Source organism: Enterococcus alishanensis, from assembly GCF_019218635.1.
Taxonomy (GTDB): Bacteria; Bacillota; Bacilli; order Lactobacillales; family Enterococcaceae; genus Enterococcus_A; species Enterococcus_A alishanensis.
On record NZ_JAHUZB010000003.1, the window covers coordinates 605,988 to 620,251 of the forward strand.

The following is a 14,264-nucleotide window of genomic DNA, read 5'->3' on the forward strand; positions in this document are numbered from 1 at the left end:
TCCTCCAATTTCATACATTACTTTTACATCTTCACCATTTTTTTCAGTCATTTTCTCAAAAGGAATTGCTAGGTCTTCCAGCTGATAAAGTCCTGTGATCAAAGCTTCCGTATTGACTTCATTTGTTGCTAAATAGCGTAAAGCTGCGCGCCATTCAAATCCAGGAAACGGTGCTGAGTAGGACATCCATGAACCTTTAATCATTAATTCTCTTCGTAAAATGATTTCGAAATCCTCTGGCTCAAAAGTAACTGGCTTGGTACAAGTACCTACATAAACAACTTTTCCTTCATTTCCAGCATATTTAATCGCTTGGACTTGCGTTAAATGATTGCCGGCTGTTTCAAAAACAACTTCTGCTAACGGATGGTCTTTAAAATATTCTGCCAAGTCCGTGGTGAGTGAATTAATCAACGTATCTGCGCCAATCTCTTTGGCTTTCTCCAATTTGTGATCATTGATATCAATCACAATGATTTCTCCTACTCCTCGTGCCCGCAAGGCTAAGACAGTCATCAAACCAATCGTTCCTGCACCCAAAACCATCACTCTGGCACCAGCATTAATTTTAACCAGTTCAATTCCGTGAATCGCAACAGTTAATGGTTCGATTGTTGCAGCAATTTTCAAGCTCAAATTATCTGGTAAAACCAAACAATTTTTTGCTGGAACTGCTACATATTCTGCCATCGCTCCGGCTTGTCTAGAGCCGATAAAACTATAAAATTTACACAATTGCGGATGTCCTGATTGACAATCTTCACATTTCCCACATGGAACTAAGGGGGCGACTGCCACACGATCACCTTTTTTTAAATTTTTAACTTCTGAACCAAGTTCTTCTATCACACCAGAAAATTCATGACCTAAAACTTGAGGAAACTGATGAACACCACCATCAAAATAACGTGGCAAATCTGAACCACAAATTCCGACATAGGCTACTTTAATTAAAACTTCCTGTGCTTTTGGTTTTGGTGTCGCCATCTCAGTTAATTCAAATTTGGCAACATCTACCACAGTTAGTGCTTTCAAATAATCACCTCTTAAAATTCTTCTACGTATAATGTGCCTCTTTTATATTTGATGTAGCTATAGGCAAAACATGCCACATAGATCACTAAAATTACGAAAAATCCAATACCCATTTCTACAGTAACGCCTTTTGTTAATAAATAAGTCAAAGGTGAACCAGCCTGATCTAATGAAGAAATTTTTTCTCCTGGATTTGTTAAACCAACTGATTGACCTAATTGTTGTTGCAAAGTTGCCATTTGATTAGCTATCCAAATCGTCATAGTCATAATTGCAGTCCCTGAGAATAACGTCCGGAAAACATTTCCTTTATGAACACCCACCGCAATGGCTACGAAGAAACCGATTGTCGCTAAATCACCAAAAGGTAAAATTTGATTACCGGGTAATAAAACTGCGATTAATAATGATAATGGCACAAATAACATTGAGCTTGCTACTACAGCTGAATCACCTAGCATCAACGCACAATCCAAACCAATTCTAAAGTCAGCACCAGAAAAATGTTTTTCTAATAATTTACGAGCTGCTTCTGATATAGGAATTAAACCTTCCATAATCAATTTCACGACCATCGGCATCAAGACCATCACCCCAGCCATTTGAACGGCTAAAGTTAAGGAATCACCAATCGGATATTGTGCCAATATTCCGATAATAAAACCTAAAACAGCTCCGATAATAGTTGGTTGACCAAAAACGCCAAGTTTTTCTTCAATTTTCTCTGGTGTTAAAGTTATTTTGTTTAAACCAGGTATTTTTTCGATTAAATCATCGATTGGAACTGCCAAAACACCCATATAAGCCGAAGATCCATGAGGCATTGCGATGCCTTCTAAACCAAAATACTCATCTGTCACTGGTGTAAAGATATCTCCCAATTTAAAAGCAATCGCCGCGTGAATCACAATACCCACAATCGCCCAAACAAAACTGCCGGTTGCTACTTGCATAATTGCACCAGTAAAAGCAAAATGCCAAATGTTCCAAATATCTACGTTAACCACTTTCGTCATTTTTGTTACCAGCATAATAATATTCACTATAATTGCGACTGGAATAGCAATTAAGCCAACATCTGATGCCCAAGCCATCGGTGCTGTGCCTGGCCAGCCTAAATCAATCACATTCAAACCTAGATTATAGTTTTCCGCCATCGCTTTAGCTGCATCACCTAGATTTGTCGTCATTAAACTAATCACCAAGTTGATACCGACGAAACCAATCCCGACAGTTAATCCAGAACGTAATGACTTACCGATTCCTTCTCGTAATAGCAGACCGATGATGAAAATAATCATCGGCAGCATTACTGTAGGACCTAAATCAACAATGTACTTTATTACTCCCACAAAAAACACCCCTCTTTCTGTCTAGCTATCTTGTAAAATATCTAAAATTTGTTGCGCTGTTTTTTCTTGACCAATCCCGGAAATGAAAGCTACGCCATGAACCACTGGCACACCATAATCTTTTCGCACTTTAGCAGTTGTGACAATTAAATCGGCATTGTCTTTTTCCGAATCTAATTCGGTAATGCGTGTTTGTTTTACGTCGGCGTCAATGTTGTTTTCTGCTAGTAAATCTTTAATTTTATTTGCTGCGACTGTTGAAGTTGCGATTGCGCCGCCACATGCGACAATAACTCTTTTTTTCATAATAAATTTCTCCTTTTTTATAAATACTCTTCAACGCTTGCTTTGAATGCGTCGAGATTTTCCGCGTTTAAGATTTCTGATACCAATACACCATCTTGAATTTTTTCAATTAAGTTTTGTAATTGTTGTAAATGTGTCTCACCTTCACCTAGCACTAACATGAATACTACTTTCGGGTGAACGAAATCATCCTCATCGCCGCCCATTTCGTTAAATTCAAGTTCATTTTGGTTAACGATACAAACAATCGTATCTTTTTTTACATAAGTGCCATCCGTATGAGGAATTGCTACCGCCGGTGTTGTCGGCAAACCAGTCGCAAAGTTTTCTTCTCGCTCATTTAAAGCGGCTTCGAATTCTGGACCAACATATCCTTGATCGACTAAGTAATTACTCACCTCTTTGAATAATTCTTTGCGATCTTTAAAATTCGTTTGAAACAAAAATTCTTTTTCAAACATCTATCCTGCCTCCTTTGTTTCAACAATTTCTAAGTCTTCTTTTTTAAAATCTTGCTCCACTTTCTTATCTTTAAACTTAGTGGTAATTACAATATCTAAATCAGCTAATTCTGCTGTTTTATATAAGGCTGACTTGCCAAATTTCGTTGCATCTGCCAAGAGAATCACCGAACGGCTATGAGCAACCATCATTTTTGAAATTTCAATTTCCCCCATATGATAGTTGGTAACGCCTGATTTTAAATCAATACCAGCGCAACCGAAGAAACCAATATCTACAAAAATTTCTTTAGCATTGTTTAAACCAAAGCTTCCAAATAATGAATCCTCATTTTTACGAACGTTTCCACCTAAAATAATCAAATCAATCTCTGGTGAATGAATCAGTAAATTCACGATTGGAATACTATTAGTCACGACTGTTAAATTTTTAAAATTGACTAATTTCTCAGCTAAGGAATAAGTGCTCGTGCCATAATCTAAAAAAATGGTATCTCCTGGTTCAATATATTTCAACGCTCGTTGGGCGATTATCTCTTTTTCTTCTTCGTTTTCTGAACGTCGACGATCATAATCCGTTTCAATGTTTGCTTCATCTAAAATAGCACCACCGTATGTTTTCTTTAGCAAGCCTTCTTCTTCAAGCTCGGTCATATCTTTACGGATTGTCTCTCGGGATACCTTTAACTGTTTACTAACATCTAAAATACGAATTGACTTTTTCTCTCTCAAAAGATCTAGTATTTTTTGCTTACGATCATTCATCGTTTTCCCTCCTCTTGTAATCGTTACCATAATAATAGCATGTATTTTGCAAATTGCAAGTTAAATTTGGCAAAAGCCAATTATTTTTTTGCTGTTTGCAAATTATCATTGCTTTTATGCCAAAAAAATGCAAAAATAATCTTATAAATATATTAGGAGTGAGTAAGATGATTCATATTGTTTGTCCAAACCCTGCAGTTGATCGCACACTACTATTTGAAAAAATTCAAAAAAGTCTACCTAATCGACCTAAAGAAATTCGTGAATTTCCTGGTGGAAAAGGCTTTAATGTCGCTTATGCTCTTCAATACAAGCAACCTGAGGAAATGATAATTCACACAATGTTGGGAGGAAATTATGGTCAACAAGTTGCCGACTTAGCAAAAGATTTAGGCTATCAATTGAAAATTACCAAAATAGCAACCAATACGAGAATTTGCAATATCCTAATTGATCAGAGCCAACAGGATATTTTCCCCTTATATGAAAGAGGATTTGAATTAGATGAAGAAACCTTGAATGATTTTACTTGCCAATTAGTAAAAACTGTCAATGATGGAGATTATTTAGTTTTTTCAGGCTCGCTGATGCAAGGGATGCCAGCTGATTATACTTTTAGAGTAAAAAATCTTTTACAACTTCAAGGCAAACAAGTCAACCTATGTGTTGATACTAGTGGTCCAGCTTTATTGAACACTTATCAAGAAAGTTCGCCTTACTTAGTTAAAATCAACGATGAGGAAATTTTAGATATTTTCCCAAATGAAAAATTAGAAACTACGAACGATTATCTGAAATTACTGCAAAACAAAGTTGATCCTAAAATTCCCTATTTTATTATCACGCTAGGAAAAGATGGTGTGATTGCTCGAGCAAAAGGAACATTCTACTTTGCAAGTGCAAAAAAAGTGATAGCAAATAATCCAATTGCCTCTGGTGATTTCTTTTTAGGACGCTTAATGGCTGGTTTATCCCAGCATCAAACTTTTTCTAAAACCTTACAAGATGCAGTTACTTTTTCAACCACCAATGTTTTGAATTGGTATCCTGAAGTTTTTTCAGAACAATTACTCGAAGTTGCTCAAACAATTACAATAAAAGAATTATAATAATAACCTTCTCATCATTTGAGAAGGTTATTATTAACTTAAATTTATTGAAACCTAACTTATAATCATTATTAATGCGTATCTTTTTTAATTATTTTGATTATTATGTACACTGGAATTACAAGATGAATTGATTTATTCAGAAAAGAGGTGTATCAGATGATTTATCAGACTGTTACTTGGAAGGTTTTTGATGATCCTCAGCAAAGCATGAGCCATGATGAAATTATCCATTTTATTGATGTTGACAGCCAACAAGCCGCTGAAATGAATATCATCACGAAAAGCTCAGATTATAATGAGGTTTTAGAACATATTTTTTCTGATGAGAAAGCCAGTGATAATATCAAATTTTTTAACTCTGAAGGTGAATATTTCGCCGCACGATTATAAGAAAATCACCTAAAAAAGAAGCTTACTCGATTGATAGAGTAAGCTTCTTTTTTACTTAAGCTAATTGTTGAATAATCTCATTTGCAATTTCTTGCGGGCATCGATGGGAAGTTTCAACTGTTATTTTAGCAAGCTTTTCATATAAGTTTTTTCTACTATAAAATAATTCCTTGATTTCGCTATCAGCTTTATTTGTCGCATTAGGGCGGATATTTTCTTCGTCGTTTCGAATGCGATCGATTAAAACATCTGGGTTGGTTTTTAAATAAATGACCTTTTTATCTGCCAAAACATCTTGATTTTCTTCCTGCAAAATGACTCCACCACCGGTAGCAATCACCGATGATTGGTTAATGGCTTCTTTTAATAAATTCGTTTCATGCTTACGAAATGCCGCTTCACCATGATTCTTAAAAAATTCACTAATTGAACCAATTCTTTCAACTAAAACATCGTCCATATCAACCCGTTGGCAGTCCAATATTTTTGCTACCTCTTGGCTAATTGTTGTTTTCCCTGCTCCCATAAAACCAATTAAAATGATTGCTTCCATTGAACTTCCCCTTTTCTCTTATAAATATGATTGGAAATCACTTAATAAAATCTTGTGAATCTCTCCTTTGCCAATTTCCGGCACAATTACAATCTGGATATTTTTTCCGCGAACTTTTTTATCATGTAGGATTGCTTGGTAAATCTCTTTTGACTGCCAAGGTGTAAAGCTAGCTGGTAACTGATATTTTTTTACCATCTGGCTTATTTCTTCAGCTAAACCAGCTTGACTGAATCCCTTTTCTTCTGCTGCTTTAGTCATTTGAACCATGCCAATCGCAACTGCTTCTCCGTGAGTAATATTTTCATAATGCTGGCTCGCTTCCAACCCATGTCCAATCGTATGACCAAAATTTAGTAGTAGTCGCTCGCTTTCGTCAAATTCATCTGCTTCTACTAACTTTTTCTTCACTAATAGGGCCTTCTCAATGATACTAACGCTATTTGGTAATACCTCGTTAAGTCCACTTAATGATCGCAATTGTTGCCATAAGTTTTTATCTTGAATTAAAGCGCATTTGATTACTTCAGCCATTCCTTCAGCTAATCGATTTTGCGGTAGTGTTTTTAGTGTTGTTGGATCAATCAAGACACCATCGGGCTGTGCAAAAGTGCCAATAATATTCTTAGCCTTTTGACTATTCACACCAGTTTTTCCACCAATACTAGAATCTACTTGCGCCAGTAAAGAAGTTGGAACTTGAATAAAGTGCAATCCTCGCATATAGGTTGATGCAACAAAACCGGTTAAATCCCCAATTACGCCGCCACCTAATCCAATCAGTGCATCACTACGACTAAAATCATTTTCAGTTAAAAAGTCGTAAAGCTGATTGGCAGTTTCCAGTGACTTACTTTTTTCTCCAGCGGGAATAATGTAGTGAACCACTTCAAAGCCATGTTTTTTCAAATCAGCTAACACCGCTGCACCGTAAATCGGAAATACGTTACTGTCACTAATCAAGGCAATCTTTCTGGCAGACCATTTTTCAGCTACCCAAGCACCGAGTTTTTTTAAAGCATCTTCTTCCAGTAAAATATCATAACTCTTGCTGCCTAGTTCAATTTTTAGCAAGGCTAGTTGCCTCCTCTGAAAGTCCATTCACTTTTTTCATTGCTTCTGCTAAAATATCGACTTCTTTCATCATTTGCAAGTAATTTTTTTCATTTAATGACTGATCTCCATCTGACCAGGCATTGACTGGGTCAGGGTGAATCTCTACGATCATACCATCAGCACCACTAGCAACACCGGCACGAGCCATTGGTGCTACCAAATCCCAGACACCTGTTCCATGACTAGGATCAACGATCACTGGGAAATGGCTTAATTTTTTAATGATTGGCACCGCACTTAAGTCTAAAGTATTGCGGGTTGCTTTTTCATATGTCCGAATACCACGTTCAATAAATAAGATATTGAAATTATTCTGCACCGCAATGTATTCAGCCGCATTCAACCATTCCTCAATTGTTCCCGAAATACCGCGCTTTAAGCCAATCGGTTTTCCTGTTTTACCGACAGCCTCTAACAAACGGAAATTTTGCATGTTTCGGGCACCAATCTGAATAATGTCTGCGTATTTTGCTACTACATCAATGTGACCCTCATCCATTACTTCCGTGATTACTTTCAAATCATGGGCATCAGCGGCTTTTCGCATCATTTTCAAGCCATCTTCTCCCAGACCTTGGAAAGCGTAAGGTGAAGTTCTCGGCTTGTAGGCCCCACCACGTAAAATTTTAGCGCCGCCAGCTTTTGCCATGCGAGCTGCTTCCATAATCTGTTCTTCCCCTTCGACTGAACAAGGTCCTGCCATCGTGACAAAATCTCCAGCGCCGATTTTCACCCCATCAACATCTACGACAGTATCTTGTGGATGAAATTCTCGGGAAGTCAGCTTGTAACTGTTGGTAATCGGTACGACCCGCTCTACAGAATCATACCGCTGAAAAGAAACATTTTGTAAAATCTCCGGATCACCCAATAAACCTAAGACAATTCGATCTCTTCCGTGATTGATTTGTACGTCTAAACCTTTTTCTTTAATTGTGGTAATAATTGGCTGTAACTGACTTTCAGTTACTTCTTGCTTCATAATTAAAATCATATATCCTAAACCCCTTTATTTTTGAATTTCCGCTTCTAACAATGGTCGAATCACATCTAATGGCATTTTTTCACCCGTCCATAATTCAAATGCTGCAGCTCCTTGATGTAGCAACATTCCCAAACCATTAATTGCTACCGCACCCTTTTCCGCAGCTGCTTTTAATAATTTTGTTTCCGCTGGATGATAAATGACATCGAAAACAGGTAAATCAGCTCTTAATAAATCAACATCTCCAATTGGCATTTGATCAGGCTGCGGATCCATGCCAACATTGGTACCATTAATTAATAAATCACTCTCTGCTAAAGCATCAGCAACTACTTGCGGGTCCGCTAAATCGCCGAGTTTTATTTTACAGCCAGTTTCTTGTTCAATTTCTTTCAGTTTAGGAGCGATTGTTTGATAAAATTCATCTTTAATATTTAATACGTCAATTGCACTAGCTCCCTCAATTGCTGCTTGTGTAATAATTGCAGTTGCTGCACCACCAGCTCCTAAAACTGTAATTTTTTTATTCTTTACACTTAAATCATGCTCTGCCAAACTAGCTAAACATCCAGTCCCGTCTGTCGTGTGACCAACTAATTTGCCATCTTGATTGACAATCGTATTAATTGCTCCAATCAAACGAGCAGCTTGACTTAATTCATCGACATGTTCAATCGCTGCCATCTTATGGGGCATCGAAAGATTAATTCCTAAAAGTTCTAAATCGCGAATCGCTTGGATACTACGGCCCAACGTCTCAGGCTGAATATCAAAACTTAAGTAGACAGCGTCAATTCCTAATTCTCGAAATGCTGTCGTGTGCATCGTTGGCGAAAAGCTGTGCCTTGCTGGCAGTGCATATAAACCTGCCAATCTTGTTTTTCCCGAAATTTGTTTTTCCATACGTACCTCCTTCAAATAATAAAAGCAAAAAAGACTCATTGTAGATAAAAACCTACAATGAGTCTTCCACCAGAAAAAATGGTATTGAAAAAGCCACTATAGATTTTTCATCTACGTGGCGAACGTCATCTCAAAATCCTTCAGCCATCATAGACGCAAACTTGTTTGCCGTTTGCATCCATCATGTATGAATACAAACCTACCTAAAATAGCTAAAGTAATAATTATTCAGTTGTGGGGTCATATTTTTTATCATATCGATCGCTCCAAACTGTTTTTTTAAGATTGGCTTAATTCTAGACGGGTGTTCTATAATTGTCAAGCATTTTTTTAAAATAAATTCAATTAAATTTATTTATTTGGATATTCAAGGATTATTTCAGCTGCTTTTTTTGCGCCATTAAAGGATTTTTTCAGTAATTTTTGTTTTAGTATCTCCGCTTTTTTCTGAATGGTACTGTCTGTTAAAACTAGTTCCAGAATTTTCTCTAGCTTTTCTTGTGTTATATCATGTTTACTTAATTGATAACCATTGCCGTATTTTTGCGAAATTTTCAGATTGTAGCGCTGTTCCATTTGCAACCCAAGACCAATAAACGGTTTGCCTGACAAGCAGGCTGTCTGAATCGTTCCCTCACCACCATGAATGAAAGACAAATCAATCAAGGAATTGACTTTTTCAGTCGGCAACCAGTCAAAAATATAAACATTTTCAGCAAACTTTTTATTTTTATACTCTGGCAAATAATACGCCACCGGACAAATAAATGTATACGGCAATTGGGTTAAAATTTTTAACAGCTTTAAAATCAATGGTCGATTGGCAGAACTTCCCATCGCAAAATAAATCAAAGTTTGACTATTTCGTCGCAACTCTAGAATTTTTTCTGGTATTTCAGCTGACAATTTCCCATAAACAAAACCAACAAATTGATAATTAGCTGGTAGTTTTGTGACACCTGTTAGTTCGGGATAACTAGTAACCAAGTTTAAATCTGCTTCTAATAAATCAAGCGTACGATGAAAAACCTTTTGCTGATATTGTTTTTCAATTTGTCGAAAAGCTTTCGGGACATAACGAAATTTCAATATAGCTCGACTAATTAATATACCGATAAAAGACTCATTAAATATCTGCCCACTAGTAATTTGCGGTTCAGAATAAGCAAACGGCTTTACATAAATCAAAGGAACCTGACATATTCTTGCTGATAAGAACAGCGTCATCGATGTCCCGATAACGACTTTATCAATCTGATTATTTTTGATAAAATCAATCTCTGCTGCGACTCTCTTTTCAACCAATTCTTGTGAAAAAGGTATTTTTAGCGATTTCCCTTGGTCAAATTTCATCATATTTTCTGCCAATTTTTCACTTGTTAGCGGTTTTAAATAACTAACTTCAAATCCCGCCTCTTCAATTAAATAAGCAAATTTTTTACTGTACGCCACAAAAAAACAGGCCGCATTTAATTGTCGTAGCTCTTTGGCTACCTCAACCATTCGAGTAGTTTCAGCTAAATTAATTGTCTCAGGTACAAATAAAACTTTCTCCTGTGAATCCTTAATAATCTTTGACAGGTAAAATCATCCCTCTCCAAGGTTTAAAATAAACATCAACTTTTATTAATAACAATCATAACTTTTTTTGAACAATCCTGCATTCATTTAATTAAAAAACCATGGAATAACATTTATCCCATGGTTTAAAACTTTATTTAGGTGCCAAACTTTTAGTTTCGGTTAATATATAATCGCCGGTTCCAGTATAACCAGCCATACTGTATAAAGTATCTAAATCATTGAAATGCCACCATTCAGAGGCAAGTGGTGTTAAACCATTGTCAGTCATATATTTTTGAAGAGTGACGGTATATTGGTTCACACTCGGTGAATAGCTGGCACTTTGCCAAGCAGTTTTTGATAACACATCAACTGGTCCTGTAAAGAGGGCCGATTGATTACTTAATTCATGCATTGGTGTTTGCATTGCATATTCAGAATAACCCGTGACTTGTTTAATCTGATATTTCCCAACCGTTTTTTCAGCCGTTTCAGTCACTTGACCAATACTGACATCCATCGCGTAACCGACCTGGTGATTGGATATAGAAGTGACAATAAACCAATCAATACTCCATGGTGCTGTAGTAATTCCCGCTTTTACAGTCGGATTTTGCGCTGCTAATGCTTGAACCTTATTGGCCGCATTGACTTGTACACTCAATGGACGAAAAGCTTCATATAAAATAATTGTATTATTTTCGCTTAAAGCTTGCTGCTGAGCCGCCATGATTTTTTTGGTCATCGGATATAACACGGGCATAATGTATTGTTCTTGTTCTAAGCGATCATTATAATCTTTACTATTGTATAAAGAAACACCGGTAATATCAGGAATATCTACATTAGATGTTCGGAAGATCGAACCGCTGACATTTGTATCATTATAGACAATTGATGGAATTAAATCTGGTAAATTCACTAGGGCATATTGACTTTGAACCCACCCAGTTTGCGTATCGGTTTTAATTTGCAACCAGCCATTGTTTTCAGCTAAAACGGTAAATCCAGTCCCCGGCGCTAAAGTTTCTAATGTGGTACTTTCAGCAGTCACATCACTTTTGACATTTAACGAGATTGACGCATAGCCTGAAGCACCATCTAAGGGTAATTCAAACTCTCCTTGATAGACTTCTCCTTTTATCTTTTCTTGAGAAGTACTGGTTTCAGTTTTTTTCCGGCTTGTCTCTGTTGTCTTTTTACTAGAATGACTAGTTTCGCCAGAATTATTTTGATTGGATTGACAGCCGCCGACTAGAAATAATAGCGCTACTGCTAAAAATGCCAACTGTTTATGTTTCAATTTTATATACCATCCTTTTATTTTCTATTCCATAGTATAACAAATTATTCTGTTCTCGGCTGATTAAATCCTATTCAGTTAAATTCCTTTACATTGAAAACGGTTTTCTTCATAATAAAATTAAGAAATGATGAGGAGGATGAACATGAAAAAAAAGTTTAGTTTACTACTGGTTTTCTTAAGTAGCGTAGGATTATTTGCAGCTACTACTGAAGCTTCAGCCGCTGACATGCTGAGAGTATACAATCCGAATTCAGGGGAACATTTCTACACTGCTGTGACTAATGAACGGGATCACTTAATTCGTACAGGTTGGATGAATGAAGGAATCGGTTGGAATGCACCAAGTTCTGGAGATAACGTTTACCGACTTTATAATGCCAATGCCGGAGATCACCACTATACTTTAGATGCCGGCGAACGAGATTATTTAATTAGTGTGGGTTGGGAATATGAAGGAATCGGCTGGTTCTCCGACAAAAATCAAGGTGAACCACTTTATCGATTGTATAATCCTAATGCACAATCTGGTGCCCATCATTACACTCGCTCAGGCTATGAAAGAGACAGTTTGGTTAATCAAGGTTGGGTTGCTGAGGGAATTGGTTGGTATGGCATTGACTCTAATAATAGTAACCAATCACAAGATATTAATAGTCGCTTCCTAACATTAATCAATGACTATCGAACATCTCAAGGGGCAAATACTCTAACTAACGACAGTTTATTAAATCAAGCAGCTGATATTCGTTCAAAAGAAATCACTAACTCCTTCAGTCATACACGACCAGATGGTCAGAGTTTTTCTTCAGTTTTAGCAGATGTCAATTTTGACAATTATAGTGTTGCTGGTGAGAATTTAGTTCTATTCACAGCTGGTGGTTCTTCACAAGAAATCGCACAACGAGCTTTTGACTTATGGAAAAATAGTCCTGGGCATAATCGTAATATGTTAGATCCTGACTATACGATGATTGGCAGCTCGTTTAGAATTGTTGGCAATGAAGTCTACGGAGCCAATTTATTTGCCGGATAAATAATATAAACCTCCAATAAATATAGAATTTTTTTAACCGATTACTAACTTAAACAAAAAAGAAAGCCTTTCCAATATTTTTCTTTACTTATATTTCTTTTTTCTTCATAATATAATTGTAAATTGAAAAAAGGAGGAACAGAAATGAAGAGAAAATTTGGTTTAGCTTTGGTTGTTTTGGGTGCATTTGGTTTATTTACTGCTAGTTCAGAAGCTTCCGCGGATACAGACATGTTGCGGGTTTACAATCCAAATTCTGGAGAACACTTTTACACAGGTGTGCCAAATGAAAGGGATGGTTTAGTTAGAGCTGGTTGGGATAATGAAGGTCTCGGCTGGCGCGCACCAAGTTCAGGAGACAGAGTATATCGTTTATACAATCGCAATGAAGGCGACCACCATTACACCCTAGATGTTGGAGAACGTGATTGGTTGATTGGTTTAGGTTGGGAAGACGAAGGCACGGGTTGGTTCTCTGATAGAAATAAAGGCGAACCATTATTACGCCTGTACAATCCAAATGCTAAAACTGGTTCACACCATTATACACATTCGACTGGCGAAAGAGACAGCTTAGTCGCAGCTGGTTGGCGTTATGAGGGAGTCGGCTGGTACGGTGTTGAACAAGATACAGCTACTTCTCAAAGCATCGAAGCACAATTTTTAACTTTATTAAATGATTATCGAGCTCAACAAAATTTAGGCACACTCACTTCTTCTACTCTTTTAAAAGAAGCGGCTAGAATTCGGACAGTAGAATTGTTAGATGTTTACGGGGAAGAACGTCCCGATGGTCGTGACAGTGAATCAGCACTTGCCGAAGTTGGTTATACTGATTATACCGCATACGGTTACAATATAATCGGCATTGATAAAACGACTGTTACGAACACTCAACAAGTCGCACAGGCAACATTTGATGAATTAATAGCAGATCCAGTGACTCGAGAAGTAATCGTTTATCCCGTCTTCAATGAAGTAGGGATTTCATTTAAAATGAATGATAATCAACCTTATACATTTATCTTTTTTGCAACAAAATAAATGATCTACCTCCAATTAATTTTGGAGGTTTTTTTGTTACTTCTGAATTAATTATCTCGACCCCTTTTACAAAAAATATGTTTTTACTCTCAATACCAATAATAATTTCGAAACTAGAAACAATATAAGAATAAAGTTGGAATTTATACCATTATTTATTTGAGATTACTGAATAAGCTTTTACTTTATGACAAAATAGTGCCGGACATAATGTCAACATGCTGGGTAATTATATTCAGATTAGCAATGATTTCCAAGTAAACAGTTCAACTGTTTATGGAACAAATTTATATGCTAAAAGTTTCTATTAACATTTGCCGAAACTGTTATTAATAATAAA

At 36.6% G+C, this 14,264-nt stretch carries 14 protein-coding genes and 1 pseudogene; 4 read left to right on the forward strand and 11 right to left on the reverse strand.

What is annotated here, in order from left to right:
- Positions 1-24: 24 nt before the first annotated feature.
- The 5 genes and pseudogenes from KUA55_RS10015 to KUA55_RS10035 form a co-directional block, all read right to left on the reverse strand.
- Positions 25-987: pseudogene (locus KUA55_RS10015) on the reverse strand (galactitol-1-phosphate 5-dehydrogenase); the annotation flags it as partial.
- A gap of 59 nt (positions 988-1,046) precedes the next feature.
- On the reverse strand, positions 1,047-2,387 hold the full coding sequence (locus tag KUA55_RS10020) for a PTS galactitol transporter subunit IIC (RefSeq protein WP_218326047.1): 1,341 nt from the start codon (positions 2,385-2,387) through the stop codon (positions 1,047-1,049).
- Between the two features lie 21 nt (positions 2,388-2,408).
- Complete coding sequence (gene gatB, locus KUA55_RS10025) at positions 2,409-2,693, reverse strand: PTS galactitol transporter subunit IIB (protein WP_218326048.1); 285 nt, start codon at positions 2,691-2,693, stop codon at positions 2,409-2,411.
- A gap of 17 nt (positions 2,694-2,710) precedes the next feature.
- Positions 2,711-3,154 carry a PTS sugar transporter subunit IIA gene (locus tag KUA55_RS10030; RefSeq protein ID WP_218326049.1) on the reverse strand — a complete coding sequence of 148 codons (444 nt, stop codon included), beginning with the start codon at positions 3,152-3,154 and terminating at the stop codon, positions 2,711-2,713.
- Complete coding sequence (locus tag KUA55_RS10035; protein ID WP_218326050.1) at positions 3,155-3,919, reverse strand: DeoR/GlpR family DNA-binding transcription regulator; 765 nt, start codon at positions 3,917-3,919, stop codon at positions 3,155-3,157.
- A 167-nt stretch (positions 3,920-4,086) separates the two neighbouring features.
- Between KUA55_RS10035 and KUA55_RS10040 the strand changes: the two genes are divergently transcribed.
- Together KUA55_RS10040 and KUA55_RS10045 are read left to right on the forward strand one after the other, a co-directional pair.
- Entirely contained in the window at positions 4,087-5,028 is a 942-nt protein-coding gene (locus KUA55_RS10040) for a 1-phosphofructokinase family hexose kinase (RefSeq protein ID WP_218326051.1), read from the forward strand.
- Between the two features lie 159 nt (positions 5,029-5,187).
- Positions 5,188-5,421 (forward strand): hypothetical protein, encoded by a 234-nt coding sequence (locus KUA55_RS10045; RefSeq protein WP_218326052.1) that lies wholly within the window; start codon positions 5,188-5,190, stop codon positions 5,419-5,421.
- Positions 5,422-5,476: 55 nt separating this feature from the next.
- On the opposite strand, the gene KUA55_RS10050 is transcribed toward KUA55_RS10045, so the two are convergent.
- From KUA55_RS10050 to KUA55_RS10075, 6 genes are all read right to left on the reverse strand, one after another.
- The gene (locus tag KUA55_RS10050; RefSeq protein ID WP_218326053.1) at positions 5,477-5,974 is read right to left on the reverse strand and encodes a shikimate kinase; all 498 of its coding nucleotides are present in this window, start codon (positions 5,972-5,974) and stop codon (positions 5,477-5,479) included.
- Positions 5,975-5,992: 18 nt separating this feature from the next.
- On the reverse strand, positions 5,993-7,048 hold the full coding sequence (gene aroB / locus KUA55_RS10055; protein ID WP_218326054.1) for a 3-dehydroquinate synthase: 1,056 nt from the start codon (positions 7,046-7,048) through the stop codon (positions 5,993-5,995).
- Positions 7,035-8,084, reverse strand: a complete 1,050-nt coding sequence (aroF, locus tag KUA55_RS10060; RefSeq protein ID WP_218326055.1) for a 3-deoxy-7-phosphoheptulonate synthase — start codon at positions 8,082-8,084, stop codon at positions 7,035-7,037. The genes aroB and aroF overlap by 14 nt, the downstream gene beginning before the upstream one ends.
- Positions 8,085-8,099: 15 nt before the next feature.
- Positions 8,100-8,978 (reverse strand): shikimate dehydrogenase, encoded by an 879-nt coding sequence (gene aroE, locus KUA55_RS10065; protein ID WP_218326056.1) that lies wholly within the window; start codon positions 8,976-8,978, stop codon positions 8,100-8,102.
- Positions 8,979-9,329: 351 nt separating this feature from the next.
- Positions 9,330-10,481, reverse strand: a complete 1,152-nt coding sequence (locus KUA55_RS10070) for a glycosyltransferase family protein (RefSeq protein ID WP_218326057.1) — start codon at positions 10,479-10,481, stop codon at positions 9,330-9,332.
- A 211-nt stretch (positions 10,482-10,692) separates the two neighbouring features.
- Positions 10,693-11,844 (reverse strand): SH3 domain-containing protein, encoded by a 1,152-nt coding sequence (locus KUA55_RS10075; protein ID WP_218326058.1) that lies wholly within the window; start codon positions 11,842-11,844, stop codon positions 10,693-10,695.
- Positions 11,845-11,989: 145 nt separating this feature from the next.
- On the opposite strand from KUA55_RS10075, the gene KUA55_RS10080 reads away from it, so the two are divergent.
- Positions 11,990-12,880 (forward strand): CAP domain-containing protein, encoded by an 891-nt coding sequence (locus tag KUA55_RS10080; protein ID WP_218326059.1) that lies wholly within the window; start codon positions 11,990-11,992, stop codon positions 12,878-12,880.
- 144 nt (positions 12,881-13,024) lie between these two features.
- Positions 13,025-13,924, forward strand: coding sequence for a CAP domain-containing protein (locus KUA55_RS10085; RefSeq protein WP_218326060.1), 900 nt, complete (start codon positions 13,025-13,027; stop codon positions 13,922-13,924).
- The last annotated feature ends 340 nt before the right edge of the window (positions 13,925-14,264 follow it).

Excerpts from the sequence above, each read along its gene's own strand:
- aroF (WP_218326055.1), bottom strand. The coding sequence starts at position 8,084 with ATGATTTTAATTATGAAGCAAGAAGTAACTGAAAGTCAGTTACAGCCA.
- KUA55_RS10080 (WP_218326059.1), top strand. The coding sequence starts at position 11,990 with ATGAAAAAAAAGTTTAGTTTACTACTGGTTTTCTTAAGTAGCGTAGGA.
- KUA55_RS10085 (WP_218326060.1), top strand. The coding sequence starts at position 13,025 with ATGAAGAGAAAATTTGGTTTAGCTTTGGTTGTTTTGGGTGCATTTGGT.
- KUA55_RS10035 (WP_218326050.1), bottom strand. The coding sequence starts at position 3,919 with ATGAATGATCGTAAGCAAAAAATACTAGATCTTTTGAGAGAGAAAAAG.
- KUA55_RS10050 (WP_218326053.1), bottom strand. The coding sequence starts at position 5,974 with ATGGAAGCAATCATTTTAATTGGTTTTATGGGAGCAGGGAAAACAACA.
- KUA55_RS10030 (WP_218326049.1), bottom strand. The coding sequence starts at position 3,154 with ATGTTTGAAAAAGAATTTTTGTTTCAAACGAATTTTAAAGATCGCAAA.
- KUA55_RS10040 (WP_218326051.1), top strand. The coding sequence starts at position 4,087 with ATGATTCATATTGTTTGTCCAAACCCTGCAGTTGATCGCACACTACTA.
- gatB (WP_218326048.1), bottom strand. The coding sequence starts at position 2,693 with ATGAAAAAAAGAGTTATTGTCGCATGTGGCGGCGCAATCGCAACTTCA.
- KUA55_RS10070 (WP_218326057.1), bottom strand. The coding sequence starts at position 10,481 with ATGGTTGAGGTAGCCAAAGAGCTACGACAATTAAATGCGGCCTGTTTT.
- aroE (WP_218326056.1), bottom strand. The coding sequence starts at position 8,978 with ATGGAAAAACAAATTTCGGGAAAAACAAGATTGGCAGGTTTATATGCA.
- KUA55_RS10045 (WP_218326052.1), top strand. The coding sequence starts at position 5,188 with ATGATTTATCAGACTGTTACTTGGAAGGTTTTTGATGATCCTCAGCAA.